Source organism: Nonomuraea glycinis (assembly GCF_035920485.1).
In the GTDB taxonomy this organism is placed as follows: domain Bacteria; phylum Actinomycetota; class Actinomycetes; order Streptosporangiales; family Streptosporangiaceae; genus Nonomuraea; species Nonomuraea glycinis.
In genome coordinates, this window is the sequence record NZ_CP109166.1 from 5,882,722 (window position 1) to 5,907,513 (window position 24,792).

Below are 24,792 nucleotides of genomic sequence, written 5' to 3' on the forward strand. Positions count from 1 at the left end.
GTAACCGCTGTGGTCCGTATCAGTGTTCGTCGGTTTTCATCTGGTTTTCTCTAACGTGATCGTGGTTTGTCACGTGGTGATCGGGGTTGGCTCGGTGGTCTGCGAGCCGGTGAACGGCATGACGAAGTGCTGGAAGGGGCGGCGGCTTGACGCCGCGCCTAGGCGGCGCGGTCTACCTCACCCTTCGCCGTCGCGGTAAGCATGCAAAGAATTACTCAGCGTACGGTCATGCTGGTAGAGTGATTCGCACACACTCTCGAATACGCGAGGGAGGGGCGGGTCATGCGGGTCGTGCAGGCCTACCGTTTCGCGCTGGACCCGACCCCGCGCCAGGTCGCCGCGCTGGCGTCGCATTGCGGGGCGGTGCGGGTGGCGTTCAACTGGGGTCTGGCGCAGGTGCGGGCGAATCTGGCGCAGCGGGAGGCGGAACGCTCCTACGGCATCCCCGACGATCAGCTCACCCCGGCCCTGTCGTGGTCGATGTACAGCCTGCGCAAACGCTGGAACCAGGTCAAGGACGAAGTGGCGCCGTGGTGGGCGGGCAACTCCAAAGAGGCCTACGCCTGCGGCCTCGCCCGCCTGGCCGACGCCCTGTCGAACTGGCGCGACTCCCGGCAGGGTAAGCGTAAGGGCCTGACGATGGGTTTTCCCCGGTTCAAGACCAAGCGCCGCGCGGCCCGGTCGGTGCGGTTCACCACCGGCGCGATCCGTCTGGACGGCGACCGGCATGTGGTGCTGCCGGTGCTGGGCCGGATCAAGACGCACGAGCCGGTCGGCAAGCTCGTCCGCCTCCTAGCGGACGGCGGTGCGCGGATCGCCTCGGCGACGGTGCGGTGGCAGGAGGGCCGCTGGCACGTCAGCTTCGCCGTCCACACCGAACGAACCCCGGCCACGCCCGCGCGGCCGGATGCGGTGATCGGCGTGGACCTCGGCATCAAGACCCTGGCGGTGTTTTCCGAAGGCCGTCCCCCGGTGTCTAACCCCCGCCACCTGACCACGGCCGCGCGTAAGGTGCGCCGCCTGTCGCGGGCGGCCTCCCGCAAACACGGCCCTGACCGGCGCACCGGTCAACAGCCGTCGAAGCGGTGGCTGCGCGCCAACGCCGCCCGCAACCGGGCGGAGTATCGGGTAGCGGCGCTGCGCCGCGACGGCATCCACACATTGACCACGAGCCTGGCCCGCACCTACGGCACCATCGTGGTCGAGGACCTCAACGTGGCCGGGATGATCCGCAACCGGCGACTGGCCCAAGCCGTCTCCGACGCGGGCTTCGGTGAGATCCGCCGCCAGTTCGCCTACAAAACCGGCTGGAACGGCGGCCGGCTGGTGGTGGCGAGCCGCTGGTTCCCCTCCTCCAAGACGTGCTCATCCTGCGGCGCGGTGAAAGCCAAGCTGCCGCTGCGGGTGCGCACCTACGTGTGTGAGGGGTGTGGCCTGTCGATGGATCGCGATGAGAACGCCGCGCGCAATCTCGCCTCTTTGGTGGAGCGTACGGTCGCCGGGAGTGGCCCGGAGACCCGAAACGGACGTGGAGCCGACCATAAGACCCCGCCTGGCGGGGCAGGTGGCCGTGAAACGTCAACCCCGCACCGGGCACCCACTGCCCGGATCAGACGAGGACCTTCGCCCACACGGGGCGAATCACTGAGAACCCTTGAAACTCAGTGAACGGTAGCGCTCAGTTCCTGGTGACCGTCGCGAGCCGGTTCACTAGTGCAGCGTTGAAGGAGTTCTACCTGGTTGTTCGACATATGATCTTTTATCTGATATCTGCCTGATTGTCGGAAAGGCCTCCATGACCCATCCCCTCAGCCGGCGGTCCGCACTGCTGGGCGCCGCGGCCGTGACCGGCCTCGCCCTGCGGGGCAGCCCGGCCGAGGCGACAGAAGCCGAGGCGATCGGTGCCGCCGCGTTCGACGCCGCGCGTGAGCGGTGGGTGAGCCTGCTGGTCGGCGGGTCGTACAACCCCGCCTACGCCGACAAGACGCGGGCGGTCGAGGGCTCGGCCAACGCGGTGCTGCGCAAGATGAAGCCCGTCCCCGGCCGCCCGAGCCTGTGGCCCGACCTGCCGCTGGGGGACCCCCGGACGGGCAACTTCAACCGTGCCTACAACCGCATGCGCACCCTGGCGCTGGGCTGGGCCACGCCGGGCACCGCCCTGCACCGGGACAGGCAGGTCGCCGAGAGCGCGGTCAGGGCGCTGGACTTCCTGCACGAGCACGCCTACCACGAAGGGCTCGATCGGCGGGGCAGCAACTGGTACTGGTGGGAGATCGGCGTCCCTCGCGCGCTGACCGACACCTGCGCCCTGCTGTACGACGGCCTGCCCAAAAACCGCCTCCAGCGCTGGCTGCGGCCGTTACGCCGCTGGTGCCCCGACCCGGAGCGCCGCGTCAGCCACCCCGGCGTCGTCGAGACCGGCGCCAACCGCGCGGGCAAGGCCATGGCGGTGGCGATGCGCGGACTGCTCACCCACGACGCACGCCTGGTCAGGCGGGCCGGGGACGCGGTCTCCGACCTGCTGCGGACGACCCGGGGTCCAGGCGACGGCTTCTACCGTGACGGGTCGTTCATCCAGCACGACGTCTACCCCTACACCGGCAGCTACGGCGTGGACTACCTGGAGAGCGTGGCCAAGCTGATCGCCATGCTCACGCGGTCACCGTGGGAGATCACCAGGACGGGGAACGTCTACGACATCGTGGACCGCTCGTTCATGCCGTTCATCGTCGACGGGCTCATGATGGACTGCGTGCGCGGCCGGCAGATCTCGGTGCAGGGCCACCGTGACTACCACTCGGGGCAGAAGGCGGTCGAGGCCATCCTCACGCTGCTGGAGTCTGCGCCCGAGGGCTATGCCCGGCGCTGGAGACCGCAGGTGAAGGGCTGGCTCACCCGCAACCAGGCCGTCCCCTACGACACGCTCGCCCCGCTGGCCAGCATCGCCCGGGCCAAGGTCCTGCTGGAGGACCCGTCGGTGCCGGTCGGCCCGCCCACGACGGGCACGTACGTCTTCGCCGACATGGACCGGGTCGTGCACCGCCGTCCCACCTGGGCCTACGCGATCGCGATGAGCTCGGAGCGCATCGGCGCGGCCGAGGCCATGAACCGGGAGAACCTGCACGGCTGGTACACCGGCGACGGCATGACCTACCTCTACACCGGCGACCTCACCCACTGGAACGACGACCTGTGGCCCACGATCGACCCGTACCGGCTGCCGGGCACGACGGTCGACACCCGCCGACGCGCCGATCTTCGCCACGGCAAGCGTCGCCTGCCGCCCACCCCGTGGGCGGGCGGCGTCGCACTCGACCGCGAGTACGGCGTGGCGGCCATGAAGCTGATCGCCGATGGCTCCTCGCTGCGGGCCAAGAAGGCGTGGTTCCTCCTCGACGACGCGGTGATCGCCCTCGGAGCCGGCATCCGCGCCTCCGACGGCCGCCGCGTCGAGACCATCGTGGAGAACCGCAACACCCACGACAGCCATCCGCCGCTGGCCTGGGGCGACGGCTGGGTCCACCTGCCCGGCGTGGCCGGCTACGCGCTGCTCGACGGCGCCGCCGCGAAGGTGACCCGCAGGAAGCGCACCGGCCGCTGGCGGGACATCGACAAGGGCGCCACCACCGGAGGCGACGACACCCCCGTCACCAGGCTCTACACGACGATCCTCATCGACCACGGCGTCGATCCGCGTCAGGCGCGCTACGCCTACGCCGTGCTGCCCGGCGCCTCCATCGCGCAGACCGTGGCTTACCGGGGGAGGGTCGAGATCCTCGCCAACTCCGGAGCCGTGCAGGCCATCGCCCGCGACGACCTGCTCGCCGCCGTCTTCTGGCGCGCCGGAACCGTCGAGACCGCGCATGGGCCGCTCGCCGCCGACGGCCCGTGCACGCTCCTGCTCCGCCGCGACCACGGGCGGGTACGGCTCGCGGTCGCCGACCCGTCCAGGGCCGCCGACGAGGTGAAGATCACGCTGCCCTGGCGGGTGAGATCGGTCAAGGACAACGACCGCGGCGTGCGCAAGGCCAAGAGCGCGATCAAGGTGGAGGTCGGCGGCAGCCGCGGCCACGCCCACACCGCGATCGTGCACGTCTGACCACCGCCGGGCGGCCGCCGGCGTCGTACGTACGTCGTCCTCGTTGGCGCTGGTCTACCGCTCGGCCAGAACGCTCAGCGTCGTACGTACGTCGTCCTCGTCGTTGAAGTAGTGGAAGCCGAAGCGCACGCGGTCGCCGAGCGCGGTGGCGCGGATGTCCCGCGCGCGCAGCCGCGCGGCGAGCCGGTCGGCGTTCTCGGTGCGCAGCACGACGATCTGGGAGGGCGGGCCGCTCACCACGCGCCGGAAGCCGATGCTCGCCGCCTGTTCGGTGAGCTCCCGGGCGAGGCCGAGGCAGTGCCGCTCGACGCGGCCCGCGTCCAGCGAACCGACCAGGCGCAAGGCCGCGCGGGCGCCGATCCAGGAGAGCCAGGCGGGGGACGTGTCGCACCGGCCGGCGTCCTCAGCCGGCCGCATCGGGCCGCCGAAGTAGCCGTGCGGCGGGCTGGTGGACTTCCAGCTCGGCGCGAGCGCCGTCAGCTCGCCGAGCCGGTCCGGGCGGGTGACGAGCCAGGCCGCGCCACGCGGGCACAGCATCCACTTGTAGCCGTGCACGGCGAGGTAGTCGGGACGTACGGCCGCCAGGTCGAAGCGCAACGCGCCCAGCGACTGCGTCAGGTTGACGAACAGCCGCGCGCCCACCCGGTCGGTCGCCTCCCGCAGCGCGGCCAGGTCGAGCCGCTGCCCTTCCCTGCTGGTCACCTCGCTGACGGCGAGCAGCACGGTGTCGCCGGTCAGCGCGGCGACCAGGTCCTCCACCCGGGTCGCGCCGTCGCGGGCCGGTACGGCGACCACGTCGTGCCGCGCCAGCCACGGGAACAGGTTGCTGCGGAACTCCTCCGCCGCCACCACGACCCGGCCGCGCGGCAGGGACCCGGCCACGGTGGCGGCGGACTCGGCCAGCGAGCCGAGCGTCGACACCGTGGCCGGGTCGGCCCCGATCAGCCGGGCGAACAGCGGGCGGGCGTCGGCCGCCGCCGCGTCCCACGCGAGCCAGTCGACCTCGCCGCTGGACCACGCGGACACGGCCTCGTGCAGCGCCTCGGTCACCGGCGCCGCGCCCGGGGGCAGGCCCGGCGTGTCCAGCCACACCGCCGAACGCAGCGCGGGGAAGAGCCCGCGGAACTCCTCCGGGCTCATCGGGGCGGCAGGGCGGCCATGCCCTCGATCTCGACGGTCAGCTCCGGGGCGGCCAGGGCGGTGACCACCGCGAGCGAATGGGCGGGCCAGTCGCCGCCGGGGTACCACCGCGCGAACGTCTCCGCCCGCGCCGTACGGCAGCCTTCGACGTGTTCGGCGCCCGCGACCAGGGTGAACAGCTTCACCAGGTGCTGCGGCCCCGCGCCGAGCGAGTCGAGCAGCAGCTCGATGTTGGCGAGGGCCTGCCGGGTCTGCGCCTGCGCGCCGGCGCCCGCGAGGGTGCCGTCCGGCAGCACGCCGACCTGGCCGGAGATCATCACCAGCTCATGGCCGGCCGGCACCGAGGCGAGGTGGCTGTACTGGCCGATCGGCGGTGCCAGCGTGCCGGGATTCCAGCGGCGGATCATGGGACGGGCTCCTCCTTGGCGGCGGGTTCGGGGACTCAGCACGCTAGGCGGGGCGACCTGCCGTTTCACGTATCGGCACACTGGATTTCAGATAGTCGAAAAATGGGTTCATTCTGCTGGGAAAGGCCGAGAGGACAGCGCACAGTGAGCGGCCATGAGGAAGGTGACCAGATGCCACAGCGACCGAGCGACGCCGGGGTGCCGGCTCGCGCGGACGCGCCGGCGGTGAGGCGGGCATGAGGGACAAGACCGTGCTGCACACGCTGGAGCGCGGCCTGCAGGTGCTGGAGGCCGTGGCCGCCGCCGACGGCACCGCCACCGCGAAGGTGCTCAGCCGTCAGCTCGGCATCAAGCTCGGCACCTGCTACCACCTGCTGCGCACCCTGCTGGCCGGCGGCCACGTGGTGCGCCTGCCCGGCGGCCGCTACGACGTCGGCCCCCGCGCGGCGTCGCTCAACAGGCACCTCCAGCGCCGCTCGGGGCCCTCGCCCGAGCTCTCCGTCATCCTGACCCGGCTGCACAACAGGACGCACGAGACGTCCTACATCTCCGGCCGGCACCACGGAACGCTGACGCTGCAGCACTACCTTTCCGGCCTGCACGCGGTCAGCGTCGGCAACCTCGACGTGGGCTACACCGGCCACATGCACGCCCGCGCCTCCTGCAAGGCGGTGCTCGCCTTCCTGCCCGAGGACCAGGTGGCCGCGATGTTCAAGGGAGTGGAGCTCACGGCGGTCACCCCGGCCACGATCGTCGACTACGACCACCTCACCGTCGAGCTGGCCCGGGTGCGCAGGCAGGGCTACGCGGTGGACCGCGAGGAGTTCAGCGAGGGCGTGTGCTGCGTGTCCGCGCCCTTCTTCGACGACACGGGCGCGCCGACGGGCGCGTTCACGGTGTCCGTCCCGACGACCCGGTTCCACGAGAGGCAGGCCACCCTGACCATGGCCGTCCGCGAGGCGGCCGCGATGGCGACCGCCTTCCTGCGCGCCGGGCACCTGACCGTGCTCCCCGCCGAATGGAGCAGACCGCCCGGCCACCAGGACGTGTCCTGACCTTCTACCGGCGCCCGCGCGGCGTCGGACCGAGTTGTGGTGGGCGGGTGCGCAGCAGGTCGGTCATGGCGGTGCCGGTCTCGTGGGTGACGGGGCCGGTGTGTTCGAGGCCGAGACGGTGCGCGAGGTCGGCCGTCTGGAGGCGGGCGGTGGCCTCCACCAGCAGCGCGTACATGTCGCAGGCGGTACGCGCCCGCCGCCAGGCCGTCACCAGCACGGCGGCGGCGATCGGCAGGCCGGGCCACCACAGGGCGCCGACCGCGAGGTACAGCAGGCCCCAGCCGGCCAGCGTGGTGGCGCGGGTGAGGGTCTCGCGGGCGGCGACGATCTCGGTGCGGGTGGTGTCCGGGGCGATGAGCCAGAGGTACGGCCAGACCGTGGCGAGGTCCAGGCCGAGGTCGCGGTCGAGCCGGACGGTGATGTCGTCGAGCCGGTCGCCCATCCAGGTGGGGCGCGCGGGCGGCTCGGCGGCGATCCGTAAGGCCTTGCGGTAGGCGAGGTCGCGGGCGGACGGCAGCGGGTCGTAGGGTGCCGGCGGGTCGGCGGACGGCAGCGGGCTGGAGGGTGCTGGGTCAGCGGGAGTTGGGGCAGGTGGGTTCGGGGTGAGGCGGGCGTGGGCGTGGGCGGCGGCGGCGTCCTCGCGGGCCCGGTGGTAGGCCGTCATCGCGTCCGTCCAGCGGCGATGCCGGCGGCGGGTGCGGTGGGCGGCGAGCCGGCGGAGCGGGGACGGCCAGCCGGTCCAGTCGGTGGCCAGCCAGAGGCGCTCGACCAGGCTGCCCAGGCTCTGGGCGGCCAGGCCGGCGGTGGCCGCGGCGAGCAGGTAGGCGCCGAGCAGGGCGAGCCCGGACGCCGAGGCGGTTCCCGCGTTGACCGTGTCGAGCCGGTCGGTCACGCGGCGGGCGTCGAACGGGTGGGCGTGCCCCAGCGCGTGGGCGGCGGCGAGGGCGGCGACGTACAGCAGGCCCGGCAGGACGAGCAGCGTGAACCAGCGTTCGGCGATCCTCTTGCCGAGCTCGGCGAGCAGTCCGCCCATCGGTTACGGCAGCCGTTCGAGCAGCATCGGGCTGTCGTCGATCGCGCACGTCGGGGCCGGAGCGCCGGCCTCCGGCCACCGGTAGCGGGCGCAGCGGCGATGCGGGCACACGTACAGGGTCTCGGGAGGGGCGGCGGCGGTGATGCCGGCCAGGCGGGCGGAGCGAGACGAGGCGCCGTACACGCCGAGCACGTCCCCGCCTGCCAGTAAGGCCTCATGCAGGTCGTCGAGGGGCCGCGTGACGTCGCGGCCGTCGCGGATCGCGGTCAGGAGCCGGTCGAGAGGCGCCCGGTCGCCGAGGTGGCCGAGCTGGTCACGGAGGTCGGGAAGGTTCTCGCAGACGTACGCGACGGCGGTGCTGACCCGCTCAGCCGACCCGGCCATGTCACCCCTCGTCGAAACCCGCTGCGGAGCCGTACCGAAAGTTAACATCAGACATGCGCGAACAGTATCTCGCCGCCGTGCGGGCGCGCCTTGAGCGTGTCACCTCGACCCAGGATCTGTCCACGGTCCTGCACCCGGATGTGCCGGGCGACGTCCAGCGGCTGTCGGGCCTGCTGCGCGACGGCGACGGCGACACCGAAGCCCGGCTCGCGCTCGGCTGGATGCACTACTACCGCTATCTCGCCCTGCCCGAGGGGCCGGACCGGGACGAGCTGCGGTCGGCCGTCACCCTCCTGCTCGACTGCTTCGTCCTCGGCGTCGAACCCCTGCCCGAGCAGCTCCTGCCCATCCTGGCCGACCTCGCGACCGCCTTCGGCGACCAGGTCTTACGGCACGCGATCTCCTCACCCGACCCCGACGCCGCGTCGGCCGCCGTCGAGTTGTGGCAGCGCATCACGCTCGCGGCGAGCGACGACGACCCGGAGTGGGAGACGTACTCGTCGAACCTGGGGCTGGCCCTGCGGATCCGGTACGACCTGACGGGCCGGCCCGAGGACCTCGACCTGGCCGTGGACCTCTTCCGCCACGCCGCCGACAACGTCCCCGCCGATCACCCCCACCGCCCGGAACACCTCAACCGGCTCGGCCGCGCACTGCTGGACCGTTCCGCTGCCGCCGAGGACGTGCACGGCGCCGTCACCGCAGGCCGCGAAGCCGTCCGCCGCACCCCGCCCGACCACCCCAACCGGCACGCCTACCTGGGCAATCTCGGCAACGCCTGGCGTGCCCGGTACGGGCTCACGCAGGCGCCCGGGGATCTGGACGCGGCGATCGACACCATCCGGCAGGCCGTGGACGCCGCTCCGGCCCTGGGCCCGGACCGAGCGGGTTACCTGTCCCTTCTCGGCGCCTTCCTGGCCACGCGCTACGAACGCTTCCTGCGGCGTACGGACATCGACGCGGCCGCCGAGGCGTTGCGCGAGTCGGCCGGCGCCGGGCCGGAAGACGCGTCGCGGCACTACAACCTCGGCGTGGTGCTGTACCGCCGGTTCGAGCGGTCAGGAGAACGGGACGACCTCGACGGCGCCGTGGACGCCTACCACCGGGCGATCGACCTCGTCCCCGGCCGGTGCGGATGGCTGAACAACCTCGGCGTCGCGCTGCGGGTCCGGTTCGACCGCACGGGAAGGACGGCGGATCTGGAGACCGCCCTGCGGGTGGGGCGGGAGGCCGTCGAGCTGGAGCCCGGGGATCCGGCGGCGCTGTCCAACCTCGGCGTCACGTTGATGACGAGCTTCCGCCGCACCGGGCAGCGCACCGATCTCGACGACGCCGTACGCACGGCCGACCAGGCCGTGGCCGCCATGCCGCCCGATCTGCCCGGCCGGGCCGGCGTCGTGAACAACCTCGCCCTGGCACTGGTGACGCGCGCCGAGCGGACCGGCTCGGCCGACGACCTCGTGCGGGCGGTCAGCACGGCGCAGGAGGCCGTCGCCGCCTCGCCGCCCGAGGATCCCGACCGGTCCAACCGGCTGGGCAACCTCATGACCGCGCTGCGCCTGCGTTTCGAGCGCGCCGGTGACATGGAGGACATCGACGCGGCCGTACGCGCGGGTCGAGCGGCCGTGGACGCCGTACGCCAGGACAGCGGCGCCCGCGGCGAGCTCTTGAGCGATCTCGGCAGTGCGCTGCAGCGGCGCTTCGAACGCACGTCCCGGATGAGCGATCTGGACGCCGCCATCGACGCCGCACAGGGAGCGGTCGAGGCGACTCCCGGCGATCATCCCGCCCGGGCCCGGTACCTGGCGCACCTGGGAGTCGCGTGGCACAAGCGGTTCGAGGTCACGCGGGCGCCGCACGACCTGCAGACCGCCATCGACGCCCTCCGGCAGGGCATCGGGGCGACGCCCGCGGACGATCCGCAACGGGCCGGCCACCTGTCGAACCTCGGCAACGCGCTGCTGGCCGCCGATCGGATCGACGACGCCGTCACCGCGTTGCGGGAAGCCGTGGAGCTCACCCCGGCCGATCAGCCGGACCGTCCCGGATACCTGTCCAATCTGGGGAACGCGCTAGGAGCGCGATACCGGCGTACGGGAGGAGGGGCGGAGGAGGCGCTGGCGGCCTATCGTTCGGTCGTCGACGATCCGCTCGCCCTGCCCGCCATGCGGATCAGTGCCGCCCGGCCCGCCGCCGAGCTGGCCCGCCACCGGCGGCCGGAGCTCGCGGCGGAGCTGCTGGAGACGGCGGTCCGCCTGGTGCCGGAGGTCACGCCCCGGCGCCTGCACCGCCGTGACCGGCTGTACCACCTCAGCCTGTTCCGCGGCCTGGCCGACGACGCGGCCGCCCTCACCCTGGAAGCCGGCGAACGGACGGGCGAACAGGCGGGCGAGCGGGCAGGGGGGCAGGCGGGGGAGCGGACGGGCGAGCAGGCGGCTGCGGTGCGGGCGTTGCGGCTGTTGGAGGCCGGGCGGGCGGTGCTGCTCGGACAACTGCTGGAGACCCGAGGCGACCTGTCCGACCTCGAACGCGACCACCCCACCCTCGCCGCCAGATTCGCCCGCTTACGGGGCGAACTGGACGCCGACCACCTCACCAGGGACGACCGGGTCCGGCTGACGAGCGAGTTCGCGGCGCTGGTGGCGGAGATCCGCGACCGTGACGGCTTCCGGACGTTCATGGCGCCGCCGGCCCCGGAGGACCTGATCGCGGAGGCGAGGTCAGGACCCGTCGTCGTGTTCAGCATCAGCCGCTACCGCAGCGACGCCCTCCTCCTCACCGGCAGCGGCATCACCTGCCTCCCGCTGCCGCTGCTGACCGCCGACGCGGTCATCCAGCGGTTCCACACCTTCACCGAAGCCCTGACGGAGTCCGCCGACCCGGACGCGGGCTGGCAGGACCGGGTGGCGGCACAGGACACCCTGCACGAGGTGCTGGAGTGGCTGTGGGACGCCGCCGCCGGGCCGGTGCTCGACGCGCTGGGCCTTGACGGCGGGTCGGGCGCCGACCTGCCGCGGGTGTGGTGGGTCACCGGCGGCATGCTCGGCATGCTTCCCCTGCACGCCGCGGGTCACCACCGTGACGGCGGGCCGTCGGTCATGGACCGGGTCGTCTCCTCCTGCACCCCGACCATCAGAGCCCTGCGTCACGCCCGCCGCTCCAGCGCACCGGGCGGCGGCCGGACGCTGATCGTGGCCATGCCGGAAACGCCGGACCAGGATCCGCTGCCCAACGCCGCCGCCGAGGCCGCGCTGCTGCACGAGCGGATGCCGGACGCGCTGACCCTGATCGGCAGCGCCACCAGGGCCCAGGTGCTGGCGGCGCTGCCGGAGTGCTCGATCGCGCACTTCGCCTGCCACGGTGTGAGCGACCTCGCCGACCCCTCCGACAGCAGGCTGCTGCTGGCCGACCACGTCGGCGCGCCGTTCACCGTCGCCGGCCTGACCTCGGTCAACCTGGAGCGGGCCGAGTTGGCGTACCTGTCGGCGTGCTCCACAGCGCTCATGTCGGTGATGACGCTCGGTTCGGTCGAGCTCGACCCGGCCTTGCGGGCCGAGCTGCCCGGCCTCGCCGCCGCCGTGCCCGCCGCCAACCAGAACGCCGATCTGGTCGATGAGGCCATCCATCTCTCCTCGGCCTTCCAGCTCGCCGGGTTCCGGCACGTCGTCAGCACCCTGTGGGAGATCGACGACGTGGTGGCCGTTCGCCTCGCGGACGACTTCTACGCCGGGTTGCGCGGCGATGCCGGGAGCTCGGCGCGGGCGCTGCACGACGCCGTACGGGCACTGCGCGACAGACGCCCCCGCCTGCCGTCGCTCTGGGCGTCCTACCTGCACGCGGGAGCATGATCTCGGAGATATATGATTAGGCCTTGACAAACTATCGATAAGCCACATCATTATTACCGATGGCCGGCCGTGGAACGCCCGCTTTATGAGCCAGTCTTGACAAATTTTCGATGAGCCACATCATTATTCGAGAGAGCGAACAAGGAAGAGAGAACTTCCGCGGACCTCGGCCCACCCCCGGAAAGAGGCACCTCGATGATCGATAGGAAGCGGGCCGGCGCGGCGCTGCTGTGCGGGCCGCCGGCGGGCACCGTCGCCGACGCCTTCCATACCGCGAACCCGAACATCACCGTCAAGATCACTCAGACGGCCTGGGCGCAGTACTGGCAGAACCCCGCCCCCGCTGAGGCGCTGACGAAGGCCAACCAGCAGGTCAACGGCCTGTTCGGCTGACCGTTCCATCCTCTGCCCGTGCGGCGGGATCCACGCTGAGCATCCCGCCGGACGGTCACCGCTGTCAGAAGGAGAACCATGCCCCTGCTCGTCGACCTGGCCGGCCGCGACTTCGCGGTCGAACTCACCGGTTCCGAGCCCCCCGAGCCCGTCACCGGAGGTCTGATCCTGCCGCCGGGCCGGGTCGCGATCCTGCACGGTCTCGCCGATGCCCTGTTCTACCGCCACGGTCAGAACTCCTGGAGCCCGTGCGGATGGCGCCGTCTCAGCGAGCCCCCGCTGCGGATCGCCACGGCCGAACGGCGCCTGACCGCCGACGACACCGTCTGGGACGATCCGGCCCGCCACCACTCCTCGGCCGTGGCCGCGCTGCAGGGCGCCGACGGCCGGGTGCTGCTGCTGGGTTCGCTCGGGCTGGGCACCCCCCGCCTGGCCGCCGACCACGACACCCTCGCCGGCTGGTGCGAGGACGACGGAGCTCCCTGGTTCCTCGCCTACGGTCCTGAGCAGGAGGTCTTCGCGCACTACGCCGAGCGGCTGGCCGAGCGGCTGGGGAGCAGCGACCGTCGCGCCGGCAACGTGTGGTGCACCTGGTACGCCTACTACGAAGGCATCACCGAACAGGTGCTGAACAAGGACATCGCCGAGCTGGCCGGTCTGCCGTTCGACGTCGTCCAGATCGACGACGGCTGGCAGCGGGCCGTCGGGGACTGGCTGCCCAACGACAAGTTCCCCGCCGGCATGCGGGCCCTGACCGAGCGGATCACCACCGCCGGGATGAGCGCCGGCCTGTGGCTCGCGCCGTTCATCGTGCTGCCCACCTCGGTGACGGCACGCGAACATCCCGAGTTCCTGTTGCGCGACGCCGATGGAGAGCCGGTCGTCGCCGGCCACAACTGGGGCGCCGGATACTGGGCGCTGGACCTCACCCACCCCGGTGTCCAGGAACATCTCACCCGGCTGATCCACCGCGTGGTCCACGAGTGGGGCTTCACCTATCTCAAGCTGGACTTCATCAACGCCGGTGCCATCCCCGGCGTCCGGCACTCCGGGGCCCATCGCGAACAGGCCTATCGGGACGCGCTCGCCCTGATCCGGCGCGTCGCGGGCCCGGAGGTCTACCTGCTCGGCAGCGGTGCTCTGCTGCTGCCCTCGCTCGGACTCGTCGACGGGCTGCGCAGCGGCCCGGACGTCGCCCCGTTGTGGACCAACTACGCCACCGACGACCCCTCGGACGCGATGGCCTACAACGCCGTCGTGAACACGCTGCACCGGCTCTGGCAGTCGCCGCTCATCCAGGTCGACCCCGACGTCGTCTATTTCCGCAGCCGCCTCAACCTGCTCACCGAGACCCAGATGAGCTGGCTGCACGACCTGGCCGCGATCTGCGGATTCAAGGCCGTCTCCGACCCGCCGTCCTGGCTCGGCCCGGCCGAACTCGAGCGCATGGCCGCTTACCTCGCCGAACAGCCCAAGATCATCCAGAAGGGTAGATACAGCTTCGCCATCGATGGCCGCACCGTCGACTTCACCACCGCGCTGAACCCGGGACAGCGGTATCCGATCTCATGAAGGGCGGCTAGAATTTCGCTGCAACGCAGCATAATGGGGGGTAGTGGTGCCCGACATGGCCGGAGCCGATGTCAGCAAGCTCCGCGAACTCAACTCGCTCAGCATCGTCCGGGCGATGCGAGGCCAGCCACCTGCGACCGTCACTGAGCTCGCCGCCCGCACCGGCCTGTCCCGGCCCGGGACCGACGTCGTGGTCCGCGGGCTGGTCACCGACGGGTGGGTGAAGGTCGTCGAACCCGACGGCAGCAGCGTCGGCCGTCCGGCCCGCCGTTACCGCTTCAACGCCGGCGCCGGACACGTGCTCGGCGTCGACGTCGGCGGCCACAAGATACTCGTCCTGCTCGCTGACCTCGAAGGACGGGTCCTGCGCAGCCACCGGCTGCCGGTCGACCCCGACGCGGACCCGGCCGCGCGCCTCGACGCCGTCGACACCGCCATCTCCCAGTGCCTGACGGCCGCCGGGATGCGGCCCGACCAGATCTGGGCGGTGACGGTCGGGGTGACCGGCCCCGTCGACGCGACCGGCCGTACCACGCTGTTCACCCCGCTGCCGGGCTGGGCGAGCGTATCTCCCGCCGAGCACCTCGCGACCCGGTTCACCTGCCCGGTCCTGGTCGAGAACGACTGCAAACTCGCCGCCGTCGCCGAACGCTGGCAAGGCGCCGCACAGGACGCCGACGACATCGTCTACCTGCTGGCGGGCATGCGAACCGGCGCCGGCCTCATCCTCGACGGCACCCTGCGGCGCGGCTACGGAGGAGCGGCCGGCGAGATCGGCGCGCTCAAGGCGGTCCGCTGGCTCTCCGCCCCCTCCCACATCGAGAACTGTCCCGGGGTGCCCGAGGGCATCCATCCGAACGACAAGGCCGCCTGGGTCTTCGAACGCGCCCGCGAAGGTGACCGCGACGCCAGAACCGCGCTCCGGCGCTATGTCAAAGACCTGGCCATCGGGGCCGCGGCCCTCGTGCTGACCCTCGACCCGCAGGTCGTCATCCTCGGCGGCGGCTACTCCCGCTCCGCGGACCTCCTCATCGACCCCTTGGAGCAGGAGCTCCGCCGCCTCTGCCTGCGCGTCCCGGAGATCAGGGCTTCGGATCTCGGCGCGGACAGCGTCGCCCTCGGCGCTCTGCGGGTCGCCCTGGACCGGGTCGACGCCCAACTGTTCACCGACGGGATGCCCGCCCCGCTCACCCTCCACGCCTGAGCCGCCTGAGTCGCCTGAGCCGCTTGTACGGCTCTGAGCTGTGGTTCGCACTGATCGGGGATCCGATCAGTCCGGCCCGGACCGGGGGAGTGCGGGGATGAGGAGGGCAGCGGCCACGGTCTCGGCGTACCAGCGCTGGTAGCGCTCGGCGGACCAGGCGCGCTGCCGTACGAGCCAGTCGTAGTTGCGCACGTCCATGGCGAGCCAGAGGACGTCGGCGGCGCTGTCGACGTCGTGGTCGGCGCGTAGCCGGCCTGTCTGCGCGAGCTCGGTGGCGAACATGACCATGCCGCGGTGGCGGTCGTCGAGGTTCTTCTGCCAGATGGCGGCCGCGTCGGGGTCGGCGGTCGCGGCGCCGGCCAGGGCGATCATCACGGCCGCCTGGCGGGCGTGGGTCTCGGTGAGGTGGCGGGCGTAGCGTTCGAGCTTGGCGCGCGGGTCGGCCAGCGCGCGGATCTCGTCGACGAAGGAGCGTTCGGGCAGGCTGAGGGCCTCGTCGTCGCCGGCGATGGTGACGTCGACGAGCTCGGACAGCAGCTGGCGTTTGCTGCCGAACGTCGCGTACACGGTCTGGATCGCGACCCCGGCCTCGGCGGCGATGGCGGTCAGCGGGGTGGCGGCGTAGCCGGGCTCGACGAAGAGCCGCCCGGCCGCCGCCAGGATCGCCCGGCGAGTCTGGCGGGCCTGATCCTGCCTGCGCGTGGACTGGTACTTCCTCTTGACAGCCACCCTATGAGTGTAGTGCTCTATTGGATAGAGTTTCGCTCTATCGAAAAGTGGCCGGCATGCCGCTCGGGGTGTCGCCTTCCAGGAGATCCCAGGCTTCAGCGAGCGCCCCTTGCCGGCCGGGATCTTCGCACATGGCACCCGGTGAAAGCCACGTCAACAGGATCGAGAGCCAGGATGAAGACCAGCCTCTTACGTCAGGCGCTGTCCGTGAGCGCCGTGCTCGCGACGCTGTGCACCGCCCTGCCGGCCCATGCCGCCCAGGCCGCCGCGACGCATGCCTGCGCCATCAAGCCCTATGGCCTGATCGGCGCCCGATGGAACGAACTGGGCGGCGAGAAGAGCGGCCTCGGCTGCCCGGCCGTCGTCGAGGCGGACGTCTACCGCGACGGCGTCTGGGCCGGGCGCAGGCAGCGTTTCGCCCGCGGGCAGATGGTGTGGTCGCCCGGCGAAGGTCCCAAGCTGGTGGTGTCGGCGTGGTCGATCGGCGGATACGCCTACGTCGACTGGCGCACCACCCTGCCGCGCGTCTACCACCGCTTCCTCGTCCGCTGGATCAGCGCGGCCGACTCCGGCGGCACGGACCGGGAGGTCGGCGGCGGGGACAGCGGACGGATGCGGGTGCGGGTGGCGACCAGCAGTGGATACCGGTTCTACGTCCAGGGCTGCGACGTCGGCATCTCCGGATCCGGCTGCAAGCACGGCTGGACAGTGTCGGTGACCGCGCGATGACACCGGACACCGGCAAGATCCTGCTCGTCGCCGCCTCGCTCGCCGCCGCTCTGCTCGTCCTGTCCGGCTGCGGTCAGGACGGCTCCGGGCAGTACGGCTCGGGTCAGTACGGCTCGGGTCAGGACGCCGCCGGCCCGCCGCCGCAGAGCCTGTCCGCCCAGGACGGCCGGAGCGCGGACGGACAGGACCCCTGCGGCGGGAACGCCGAGAAGGTCAAGAAGCGGGTACGGCAGGCGCAGGTCCGCTCGGTCACCGTGGCAGGCCAGTGCACCTCCCTGTCGATCGAGACCACCCTGGGTGACGAGGAGTCGGCCACGGCCAAGGTGATCTGTGACGCCGCGGCCGAGGTGGCCTACTCCGGGGACACCAACGCCATCCGCGTCCTGGGCGCCTCGGGCAGGGAGCTCTCCATAGGGATCGCCGGTGCCTCGTGCCTGGCCCAGCCCTGAGCACGGCACGGTACGACACGGCACGGCACGGCACGAGCCACGTCGGCCAGGTCGGGGAGCGGTGCCACCGCGGCCCCGATGGAGCGGATGGCGGCTATGCTCAGATTTTGTGCGTGCGGATGAAAACGTGACTACAGGTGATACCGGGCGCTCGTCATCGGCGAACGGGGCCGCGCCGTCGGCCGAGGAGGGGCAGACCAGCAGCGGCATCGAGCGAGCCCTTCAGGTGATCTTCGCTGTCGCGGCGGCCAAGGAGCCGGACATCGGGGTGTCCGAGCTGGCGCGGACCCTCGGGCTGAGCAAGGCCGTCGTGCATCGGGTCGTACGCACCCTCGTCGCCGCCGACTTCTTCTCCTTCGACGAGCGCACCCGCCGCTACCGGCTGGGCCCTGGCGCGGTGAGCGTGGGCCTGGCGGCGATGGCGCAGATCGAAGTGCCGAAGATCGCTCAGCCTTACCTGGAGAGCCTGGTGGCCCGCACCAAGGAGACCGCCACCCTGTCCGTCCGGTACGACACCCAGCGGATGTACCTGACGCAGGTGCTGTCGCCGCAGGAGATCCACATGTCGGTGCAGCTCGGCAGGCTTTACCCGCTGCACGCGGGTGGTTCGTCCAAGGCGATTCTCGCCGCGATGGGCCCCGACGAGATCCGCGCCTATCTCGACTCCCAGGAGCTGGTCGCGCTGACGTCGATCACCATCCAGGATCGTGATCGGCTGCTCGAGGAGCTGGAGCTCACCCGCCGGCGTGGTTACTCGGTGAGCCTGGGGGAGCGGCAGCAGGGAGCGGCCTCGGTGGCCGCCCCGGTCTTCGAGGCGCACGGCCGTGTCTACGGTTCGATCTCCGTGTGCGGTCCCGTCAGCCGCCTCAGCGTCGGCAAGACGGAGGAGTACGGCCGGCTCGTCCACGACGCCGCGGCCGCGGTGTCGCGCCAGCTCGGTTACCGGTCCGCCGACTCGTAACGCCGACCGCGTACCGACCGCCCCTGCGGTGATCACGGCTCAGCCGGACCCTCAGGGGCGTTCTGGCATGCCCGCGCCCTGAGCCCGCGCGGCCCCTCTCATGTCTCGGGTGTATGCACCATACCCTGCGAAGACTACTTTTAGTAGTTATTTACGTACTATGAGCGACTATGAGCCGAGCTGCATAAATGTACATATAACTTATGAAAGTGGGACATAACGCCCAATCGGGGGCAGCTATGAAGATTTGGGAGGCGGGGCCCCTTGACCTGTCTTCGATGCCGCCTCTAGCATCCTCACATCTGGTACGGCGTTCCGCCTAGCGATACAACAAGAGGGCTGGAGGACAGCGTATGTCGAGCTCCGTGGACGCGAAGTCGGCGAAGCGCCGCGCGTCTCGTCGAAAGTTGGCAGCGTCGCCGGTGATCCTGTGGGTCACCACCCCGCTGCTGCTCCTGGCGTTTCTCGGCGCCTGGAAGGCCTATACCGTGCTGTTCGACGTGGGCCCGCTGCTGCTGCCCCCGCCCGAGACGGTCGCCGAGGCGATGGGCGAACTGCTCCGGGGCAAGGTCATCTACGAGGCGATTCAGGTCACCCTGTACGAGACGCTGATGGGCTTCGCCCTCGCGGCCGTGGTCGGCGTGGCCCTGGGCATCGTCCTCGGCAGGGCCCGCAACCTGGAGCGCGTGCTCTCACCGTTCCTCGTCGCCACCCAGGTGGTGCCGAAGGTGGCCATCGTGCCGCTGATCCTGCTCTGGTTCGGCTTCGGGACCACCTCCAAGATCTTCATGGCCGCGATCATCTCGTTCTTCGTCATGATGCAGAACACCATTCTGGGCATCCGGTCGGTCGACCCCGGCCACCGCGATCTCATGCGCGTCATCCAGGCACCCTGGTGGAAGCGTGTGATCTCCCTGGACATCCCGTCCTCGCTGCCCTACGTGCTCACCGGAGTCGAGCTGGGTGTCGTCTTCGCGATCACCGGTGCCGTCGTCGGTGAGTACCTCGGCGGTGACGAGGGCCTCGGCGCCCTCGCCGTGACGATGCTCGCCAGCCTCCGGACCGACATGCTCTTCGCCGCCGTGATCGTGATGACGGTGCTCGGTTTCCTTCTCTACACCGTCACCGCGGCCATCCGCCGGTTCGCGATCCCCTGGCACGAGTCGTCCGGCCGCCCCACTTCCCTCTGAGAAGTCACCCCCCACTTCCCCCGAGAACAGGAATCTCCCCATGGATCGCCGCAAATTCCTCACCAACGCCGGCCTTCTCGTCACCACGGTGGTCGGCACCCAGTTCCTGGTCGGCTGCGGGTCCGACACGGGCACCGGGACCTCGGCCTCGGTCGACCCGGCGGGCAAGAGCCTGCGCAACCTCGTCTACATGACCCCGCTCGGCCACATCATCTCGCACGCCGACGTGTACGTGGCGGCCCACCAGGGGTACTTCGCGGAGGAGGGCCTGCTGATCACGCCGGTCGGCGGCACCGGCACCGCGAGCTCGATCTCCCAGGTCGCCGCCAAGCAGGCCATGTTCGGCAAGGGCGCCGCCGTCATCACCTGCCCGCTCATCGCGGACCAGAACACCGAGATCGTGACGGTCGGCCAGAAGGACCAGGTCAGCCAGTACAGCGTGGCCTCCCTGCCGGACAAGCCGCTCACCCACCCCGAGCAGTGGCAGGGCAAGACGATCGGCGTCATCTCCAAGGGCGGCACCACCGAGCTGCAGCTGGACGCCATGTCGGTGGCCGCCGGGCTCGACCCCGCCAAGGTGAAGAAGGTCGTGACCGGCGCCGACGTCGGCTCGCTGGAGTTCCTCAAGCGCGGTGAGGTGGACGGCTTCATCACCTTCATCGGCTCGGAGACCTCGTTCCGCCAGATGAAGATCGACCTGCACTACCTCAACACCGACAACTTCGCGCCGCTGCCGGGTGACTCCTACTTCGTCACCAAGGAGACCGCCGAGAAGGAGGCCGCGGCGGTCACCAGCTTCCTGCGCGCCTGCCGTAAGGCGTGGGAGTTCATGGCCGACCCCGCCAACGCGGACAAGGTGCTGGAGGCGGTGGGCGCGCTCAACGAGATCGAGGTCTCCGACCGGGACGTGGCCAAGGCCAAGATCCTGGGCGAGGTCAAGGTCAGCACGCCCAAGAACGGCAAGTTCCTGTCGATCGACGTCGCCGCGTGGGAAGGCGCGCTCGAGCTGATGCGCAAGTCGGGGATCATGAAGGACAAGTCCCGGCCGGTCACCGACTTCGTCAACACCTCGTTCATCGACGCGGTCTGAGAGGGCTGAGCCAGATGCTTCACGTCACGACGCCGAGGTGCGGGCGATGACCGAGGTCACGACGGTGGATCTCGTGGTGATCGGCGCCGGTACGGCCGGTCTGCCCGCCGCCATCGAGGCCGCGGGCCAGGGACTCCGGGTCGCCGTCATCGAGAAGGCGGATCGGATCGGCGGCACGCTGTGGCGCTCCTGGGCACAGCTGTCCGCGGGCGGCACGTCGCTGCAGCGCGGCAAGGGCATCCTCGACAGCCCTGACCTGCACTTCGACGATGTCATGCGGATCAGCAAGAACACCGCCGACCCCACGCTCGTCCGGCTGGCGGTGGACCACGCGCCCGCCACCCTCGAATGGCTGATGGCCTCCGGGTTCGACATGGACCCTGACGCCCCGGCGGTGCTGCACTTCCACGAGCCCTACCTGCTGCCCCGCACCTACTGGGGGCGCAAGGCCGGCGAGTCGGTGCTGGAGGTGCTGGCCCCGGCGTTCGAGAAGGCCTGCGCCGGTTCGGTGACGCTGGAGCTCGGCACCGAGCTGGTCACGCTGCGCACCTCGGGCGTGGACCAGGTGGAAGGCGTCACCGTCCGCAGACCGGATGGAACGTTCCACGACATCGACGCGCGGGTCGTGATCCTCACTAGCGGCGGCTACGCCGGCAATCCCGAGCTGTTCCCCCAGTTCACCGGGGGCTCGCCGCTGGCGGGACCGGCGTCCCCGGGGGCGGACGGCTCCGGGATCGTCGCGGCCGTCGCCGCGGGCGCCCGGGTACGCGGGCAGGAGCGATTCCTCCCGACCTATGGCGGAGTGCTCAAGTCCGGCAGCAGGTGGGAGACCGTTCATCTGAACGACTACCCCGCGCTGACCCCGCAGTCGCGGCAGCCGTGGGAGATCCACGTGAACGCGCGTGGCGAGCGTTTCGTGGCCGAGGACGCGCCCAGCGTCGACGACCGGGAGAACGCCCTGCTGGACCAGCCGGACCTGAAGTTCTGGGTCGTCTACGACGCGGCGATCCGGCGGGAGGCGCCCGCGCTGTTCCCGACCTGGAGCGAGCAGGCGCTGGACCGGGCGTTCGCCGGGCACTCCTCGTTCGCGACGGCCGGCGATCTGCGGGCGCTGGCGGACGCCACCGGCATGGACCCCGGCCTGCTGTCCCGCACCGTGGCGGCGTACAACAGCGCCGTTGTCTCGGGCGAGGACGCGTTCGGTCGTACGCACCTGCCCGCGCCGATCGCGGAGGCGCCGTTCTACGCGGTGCTGAACCACGGCTCCACCCTCAAGAGCCCGGCCGGCCTGGCGGTGGACGGCCAGTTGCGGGTTCTCGGACCCGAGGGGCCTTTCAACAATCTGTGGGCTGCCGGTGAGGTCATCGGCGGAAGCTCGCTGTCCGGCAAGTCCTTCGTGAGTGGCATGAGTGTGACGCCCGCCCTCAGCTTCGGCCGGCTGCTGGGCCGCCGGGCGGCGGGCGCGGACACCGATCCAGGGAGCATGTGATGTGGAACAGGCCTGACGTCGACTTCATCCAGAGCCAGGACGTGCCGTCGCAGGCGGTCGCCGAGGGTGACTTCGGGTTCGCCCAGGGCGGGCGCAAGCGGCTGCTCAGCAGGGACGCCGGCACCGGCGCGGAGACCTCGATCCACCGGCTGACCGGCCGCCACCAGGGTGTGCTGGCCAGCTCGGTCGACATGTTCGTGGTCGCGGGCGAAGGGCTGCTCGACGGTGAGCCGCTGCGCACCGGCGACTACGTGTACGCCAAGGCGGGCGCGGCACTGGACCTCGCCGCCTCGGTGCGCGGGCTCACCCTCTACTGCGGCTTCTGGGGCGCGCCCGGCTTCGCGGCGGGCAACGGCTCGGGCGAGCCGCCGCTGCGGATCACCACCGAGCGCGAGCCGTGGGTCCCGGCCGGATGGAGTGGCGAGGTCGAGCTCGAAGTCGGCGCCATGTCCAAGGTCCTGCGCTCCGACGACGAGGTCTTCATCTATCTCGCGGCGATGATGCCGGGCTGGAAGTCGCCCCTGGAGGAAGGGCACCCCGTCTACGAGGAGTCCTTCAAGATCTACGGGGACGTCATGATGGGGCCGCTGGGCGTCATCCGCACCGGCGGCTACTTCTTCCGGTCCCCGCACGTCTTCCACGGCCCGCTGTACTCGCGCGGCGGAACGATGTCGTTCATCCGCTCGGACGCGGCCCCGACCACCGAATACCGCCAGCCAGGTCCAGGCGCGACCTGGGACGAGCTGTCGGCCCACGCGTATGTCGACTGACGCCCACCAAGTCCCCACGATGTCCCCACGATCCAGTCTGGAGCAGCGATGCAGCAGCCCACCGGCGTCGGCACGCCACCACCGGTCCCCGCGTCCGACGGCGGAGCGGCGATCTCCATCAAGGGGATCGGCAAGGAGTACACCACCGACGCCGGGCCGGTCCGCGCGCTGCTGCCCACCGACCTGGAGATCAAGCCCCGCGAGTTCGTCGTCCTGCTGGGACCGTCGGGCTGTGGCAAGACCACCTTGCTGCGCATGCTGGGCGGGCTCATCGCGCCGACCGAGGGCACGATCACGATCGGGGACCGGCAGCTGTTCGCCGAAGGCGAGACGCAGCCGTCCCGGGAGGCGCTGGGCTCGCTGGGATTCGTGTTCCAGCAGGCCACGCTGATGCCCTGGCGCAAGATCTGGAAGAACATCGCCCTGCCGCTCGAGGTCACGAAGGTGCCGAAGAAGGAGCGGCGTCAGCGGGCCGAAGAGCTCGCCGGGATGATGGGCCTGTCCGACTTCCTCGAGCACTATCCCCGCGCCCTGTCCGGCGGTATGCAGCAGCGAGTGGCCATCGCCCGGGCGCTGATCCACCGGCCGTCCATCCTGCTGATGGACGAGCCGTTCGGCGCGCTGGACGCGATGACGCGCGACCGGATGAACGCCATGCTGCAGCAACTGTGGATGGACACCGGCAAGACGATCGTGCTGGTCACCCACTCGATCTCCGAGGCGGTGTTCCTCGCGGACCGCATCGTGCTGCTCTCCCAGCGGCCCGGCCGGATCCAGGACATCGTGAACGTCGACTTCGAGCGTCCGCGCGCCGGCGAGGCTTCCAAGGACCCCCGGTTCGCGGAGATCGTGCAGTACCTGCGCCGGCAACTCGGCGAGGTGTGATGAGCGACGGGAGCGGGGCGACCCTGGCCCTGGCACGGTTCGCGGCGGAGCTCTCCTACGCCGACCTGCCCGAGGAGGTCGTCGCCAAGGCGCAGGTCCTGTTGCTGGACTTCTTCGGCGTCGCCCTGGCCGGCAGCCGGGTGCCGGAGATCGTGACCATCACCGACCTGGTCCGCTCGCGCGGCGGCAAGCCGGTGGCCACGGTGCTCGGCGGGGACTTCGCCACCTCGGTGCCCGACGCGGCCTACCTCAACGGCTGCGCCTCGGACGTGCTGGAGCACCAGGACGGTTACCGGTTCGGTGGGTTCCATCCCTCGCACGCCCTGGCGGCGCTGCTGGCGGTGGCCGAGTCCGCCGACGCCGGCCTGCGGGACCTGATCGTGGCCGCGGTGGCCGCCTACGAGGTGGCCAACCGGATCGGCCGGGTGCTGCATCCCGGCGCCACCACCAAGGGCTGGTTCCCGGTGGCCGCCGGCTACGGCGCGGCGGCCGGCTGCGCCAAGCTGCTCGGCTCGGACGCGGCGGGGATCGCGTCCGCGATGGGCGCGGCCGGGTACTTCGTGCCCGCTGTGATGATCGAGCAGATCTTCACCGGACACACCGTCAAGCCCGCGTTCGCCGGGCAGATCGCCAGGTCCGGGGTCGAGGGGGCGCTGCACGCCCACGCCGGGCTCACCGGGTGGCCCGAGGTGCTCGAACACCCCAAGGGCATGATCTCGCTGTTCGGCGGCGCGGCCGGCGACCCCCGGCTGACCGACGGGCTCGGCAGCGAGTGGACGATCCTCGAAGTGCACCAGAAGCGCTTCGCCGGCTGCCGGCACACGCACGGCGCCGCCCAGGCCTGTGTCGACCTCGCGATCGAGCACGACCTGGACCCGGCCGAGGTCGCCGACATCGACGTGGAGACCTATGACGTGGCGCGGATCCTGGTCGAGCGGTCGGTGACGCCCGCGGAATCGGCGATCCCCTGCACGTTGAGCCTGCCCTACTCCGCCGCGGTCGCCCTCGTGGACCGCGACGTCTCCGGGGCCCAGTTCGAGCCCTCCCGCATCGCCGACCCGCTGGTGCACCAGGTGGCGTCCACGGTGCGCATCCGCGTGTCCGACGAGATGAACGCCCTCTACCCGGAGTTCACCGCCACCCGCGTGATCATCACGACGCGCGGCGGGGAGCGCCACGAGCGGTTCATCGACCTGCCGGCCGGGGACCGCCGTGCCCCGCTCAGCCGGGACGAACTCCTCGGGAAGTTCCGCAGGTACGCCCATCCGGTGACGGGGGAGCAGGCGGCGGACCAGGTGACGAGCCTGGTGCTGACCTCGCCGGGCGCCGCCGTACGGGAGCTGACCGCCCTGTTGACGGCCTGAC

General features: G+C 71.1%; 21 protein-coding genes. 16 read left to right on the forward strand and 5 right to left on the reverse strand.

The annotated features are described in order from the left end of the window. The first annotated feature begins 282 nt into the window (after positions 1-282). Complete coding sequence (gene tnpB, locus OHA68_RS27595) at positions 283-1,668, forward strand: IS607 family element RNA-guided endonuclease TnpB (protein WP_327102854.1); 1,386 nt, start codon at positions 283-285, stop codon at positions 1,666-1,668. Between the two features lie 127 nt (positions 1,669-1,795). Continuing rightward, on the forward strand, positions 1,796-4,099 hold the full coding sequence (locus OHA68_RS27600) for a polysaccharide lyase 8 family protein (protein WP_327102855.1): 2,304 nt from the start codon (positions 1,796-1,798) through the stop codon (positions 4,097-4,099). Between the two features lie 54 nt (positions 4,100-4,153). Here OHA68_RS27600 and OHA68_RS27605 read toward each other — a convergent pair whose 3' ends face one another. Together OHA68_RS27605 and OHA68_RS27610 are read right to left on the reverse strand one after the other, a co-directional pair. Continuing rightward, the gene (locus OHA68_RS27605) at positions 4,154-5,239 is read right to left on the reverse strand and encodes an aminotransferase class V-fold PLP-dependent enzyme (protein WP_327102856.1); all 1,086 of its coding nucleotides are present in this window, start codon (positions 5,237-5,239) and stop codon (positions 4,154-4,156) included. Beyond that, the gene (locus tag OHA68_RS27610) at positions 5,236-5,646 is read right to left on the reverse strand and encodes a RidA family protein (RefSeq protein WP_327102857.1); all 411 of its coding nucleotides are present in this window, start codon (positions 5,644-5,646) and stop codon (positions 5,236-5,238) included. Before OHA68_RS27610 ends, OHA68_RS27605 begins: the two co-directional genes overlap by 4 nt. 236 nt (positions 5,647-5,882) lie before the next feature. Between OHA68_RS27610 and OHA68_RS27615 the strand changes: the two genes are divergently transcribed. Then, positions 5,883-6,701, forward strand: coding sequence for an IclR family transcriptional regulator (locus OHA68_RS27615; RefSeq protein ID WP_327102858.1), 819 nt, complete (start codon positions 5,883-5,885; stop codon positions 6,699-6,701). A gap of 4 nt (positions 6,702-6,705) precedes the next feature. Here OHA68_RS27615 and OHA68_RS27620 read toward each other — a convergent pair whose 3' ends face one another. Both OHA68_RS27620 and OHA68_RS27625 read right to left on the reverse strand, forming a co-directional pair. After that, a complete protein-coding gene (locus OHA68_RS27620; protein ID WP_327102859.1) occupies positions 6,706-7,734 on the reverse strand; it encodes a hypothetical protein in 1,029 nt (342 codons plus the stop codon). A gap of 3 nt (positions 7,735-7,737) precedes the next feature. After that, complete coding sequence (locus OHA68_RS27625; protein ID WP_327102860.1) at positions 7,738-8,118, reverse strand: hypothetical protein; 381 nt, start codon at positions 8,116-8,118, stop codon at positions 7,738-7,740. 53 nt (positions 8,119-8,171) lie between these two features. Here OHA68_RS27625 and OHA68_RS27630 point away from each other — a divergent pair, with 53 nt between their 5' ends. The 4 genes from OHA68_RS27630 to OHA68_RS27645 all read left to right on the forward strand — a co-directional run bounded on the left by OHA68_RS27630 (position 8,172) and on the right by OHA68_RS27645 (position 15,135). Continuing rightward, positions 8,172-11,966: a CHAT domain-containing protein gene (locus OHA68_RS27630; protein ID WP_327102861.1), complete on the forward strand. Its 3,795-nt coding sequence runs from the start codon at positions 8,172-8,174 to the stop codon at positions 11,964-11,966. Between the two features lie 195 nt (positions 11,967-12,161). Then, positions 12,162-12,359, forward strand: a complete 198-nt coding sequence (locus OHA68_RS27635) for a hypothetical protein (protein ID WP_327102862.1) — start codon at positions 12,162-12,164, stop codon at positions 12,357-12,359. Positions 12,360-12,437: 78 nt separating this feature from the next. Next, a complete protein-coding gene (locus tag OHA68_RS27640) occupies positions 12,438-13,931 on the forward strand; it encodes a glycoside hydrolase family 36 protein (protein WP_327102863.1) in 1,494 nt (497 codons plus the stop codon). 55 nt (positions 13,932-13,986) lie between these two features. Continuing rightward, the gene (locus tag OHA68_RS27645) at positions 13,987-15,135 is read left to right on the forward strand and encodes an ROK family transcriptional regulator (protein ID WP_327102864.1); all 1,149 of its coding nucleotides are present in this window, start codon (positions 13,987-13,989) and stop codon (positions 15,133-15,135) included. 66 nt (positions 15,136-15,201) lie between these two features. Here OHA68_RS27645 and OHA68_RS27650 read toward each other — a convergent pair whose 3' ends face one another. Then, entirely contained in the window at positions 15,202-15,864 is a 663-nt protein-coding gene (locus OHA68_RS27650; RefSeq protein ID WP_327102865.1) for a TetR/AcrR family transcriptional regulator, read from the reverse strand. Positions 15,865-16,038: 174 nt separating this feature from the next. On the opposite strand from OHA68_RS27650, the gene OHA68_RS27655 reads away from it, so the two are divergent. The 9 genes from OHA68_RS27655 (at position 16,039) to OHA68_RS27695 (ending at position 24,791) form a co-directional block, all read left to right on the forward strand. Next, positions 16,039-16,593, forward strand: a complete 555-nt coding sequence (locus tag OHA68_RS27655; protein ID WP_327102866.1) for an LGFP repeat-containing protein — start codon at positions 16,039-16,041, stop codon at positions 16,591-16,593. Continuing rightward, positions 16,590-17,042: a hypothetical protein gene (locus OHA68_RS27660; RefSeq protein ID WP_327102867.1), complete on the forward strand. Its 453-nt coding sequence runs from the start codon at positions 16,590-16,592 to the stop codon at positions 17,040-17,042. Before OHA68_RS27655 ends, OHA68_RS27660 begins: the two co-directional genes overlap by 4 nt. A gap of 127 nt (positions 17,043-17,169) precedes the next feature. After that, positions 17,170-18,003, forward strand: a complete 834-nt coding sequence (locus OHA68_RS27665; RefSeq protein ID WP_225277031.1) for an IclR family transcriptional regulator — start codon at positions 17,170-17,172, stop codon at positions 18,001-18,003. 407 nt (positions 18,004-18,410) lie between these two features. Continuing rightward, positions 18,411-19,193, forward strand: coding sequence for an ABC transporter permease (locus OHA68_RS27670; protein ID WP_327102868.1), 783 nt, complete (start codon positions 18,411-18,413; stop codon positions 19,191-19,193). A 40-nt stretch (positions 19,194-19,233) separates the two neighbouring features. Next, complete coding sequence (locus OHA68_RS27675; RefSeq protein WP_327102869.1) at positions 19,234-20,283, forward strand: ABC transporter substrate-binding protein; 1,050 nt, start codon at positions 19,234-19,236, stop codon at positions 20,281-20,283. Positions 20,284-20,329: 46 nt separating this feature from the next. After that, on the forward strand, positions 20,330-21,772 hold the full coding sequence (locus OHA68_RS27680; protein ID WP_327102870.1) for an FAD-dependent oxidoreductase: 1,443 nt from the start codon (positions 20,330-20,332) through the stop codon (positions 21,770-21,772). Next, the gene (locus tag OHA68_RS27685) at positions 21,772-22,542 is read left to right on the forward strand and encodes a hypothetical protein (RefSeq protein WP_327102871.1); all 771 of its coding nucleotides are present in this window, start codon (positions 21,772-21,774) and stop codon (positions 22,540-22,542) included. The genes OHA68_RS27680 and OHA68_RS27685 overlap by 1 nt, the downstream gene beginning before the upstream one ends. 48 nt (positions 22,543-22,590) lie before the next feature. Beyond that, positions 22,591-23,427 (forward strand): ABC transporter ATP-binding protein, encoded by an 837-nt coding sequence (locus tag OHA68_RS27690; protein WP_327102872.1) that lies wholly within the window; start codon positions 22,591-22,593, stop codon positions 23,425-23,427. After that, positions 23,427-24,791, forward strand: coding sequence for an MmgE/PrpD family protein (locus tag OHA68_RS27695; protein WP_327102873.1), 1,365 nt, complete (start codon positions 23,427-23,429; stop codon positions 24,789-24,791). The genes OHA68_RS27690 and OHA68_RS27695 overlap by 1 nt, the downstream gene beginning before the upstream one ends. Position 24,792: the final 1 nt, after the last annotated feature.

Coding starts and splice junctions, on each gene's coding strand:
- OHA68_RS27640 (WP_327102863.1), top strand. CDS start 12,438: ATGCCCCTGCTCGTCGACCTGGCCGGCCGCGACTTCGCGGTCGAACTC.
- OHA68_RS27685 (WP_327102871.1), top strand. CDS start 21,772: ATGTGGAACAGGCCTGACGTCGACTTCATCCAGAGCCAGGACGTGCCG.
- OHA68_RS27630 (WP_327102861.1), top strand. CDS start 8,172: ATGCGCGAACAGTATCTCGCCGCCGTGCGGGCGCGCCTTGAGCGTGTC.
- OHA68_RS27605 (WP_327102856.1), bottom strand. CDS start 5,239: ATGAGCCCGGAGGAGTTCCGCGGGCTCTTCCCCGCGCTGCGTTCGGCG.
- OHA68_RS27680 (WP_327102870.1), top strand. CDS start 20,330: ATGACCGAGGTCACGACGGTGGATCTCGTGGTGATCGGCGCCGGTACG.
- OHA68_RS27675 (WP_327102869.1), top strand. CDS start 19,234: ATGGATCGCCGCAAATTCCTCACCAACGCCGGCCTTCTCGTCACCACG.
- OHA68_RS27625 (WP_327102860.1), bottom strand. CDS start 8,118: ATGGCCGGGTCGGCTGAGCGGGTCAGCACCGCCGTCGCGTACGTCTGC.
- OHA68_RS27660 (WP_327102867.1), top strand. CDS start 16,590: ATGACACCGGACACCGGCAAGATCCTGCTCGTCGCCGCCTCGCTCGCC.
- OHA68_RS27655 (WP_327102866.1), top strand. CDS start 16,039: ATGAAGACCAGCCTCTTACGTCAGGCGCTGTCCGTGAGCGCCGTGCTC.
- OHA68_RS27610 (WP_327102857.1), bottom strand. CDS start 5,646: ATGATCCGCCGCTGGAATCCCGGCACGCTGGCACCGCCGATCGGCCAG.
- tnpB (WP_327102854.1), top strand. CDS start 283: ATGCGGGTCGTGCAGGCCTACCGTTTCGCGCTGGACCCGACCCCGCGC.
- OHA68_RS27695 (WP_327102873.1), top strand. CDS start 23,427: ATGAGCGACGGGAGCGGGGCGACCCTGGCCCTGGCACGGTTCGCGGCG.
- OHA68_RS27645 (WP_327102864.1), top strand. CDS start 13,987: ATGGCCGGAGCCGATGTCAGCAAGCTCCGCGAACTCAACTCGCTCAGC.
- OHA68_RS27620 (WP_327102859.1), bottom strand. CDS start 7,734: ATGGGCGGACTGCTCGCCGAGCTCGGCAAGAGGATCGCCGAACGCTGG.
- OHA68_RS27690 (WP_327102872.1), top strand. CDS start 22,591: ATGCAGCAGCCCACCGGCGTCGGCACGCCACCACCGGTCCCCGCGTCC.
- OHA68_RS27600 (WP_327102855.1), top strand. CDS start 1,796: ATGACCCATCCCCTCAGCCGGCGGTCCGCACTGCTGGGCGCCGCGGCC.
- OHA68_RS27615 (WP_327102858.1), top strand. CDS start 5,883: ATGAGGGACAAGACCGTGCTGCACACGCTGGAGCGCGGCCTGCAGGTG.
- OHA68_RS27635 (WP_327102862.1), top strand. CDS start 12,162: ATGATCGATAGGAAGCGGGCCGGCGCGGCGCTGCTGTGCGGGCCGCCG.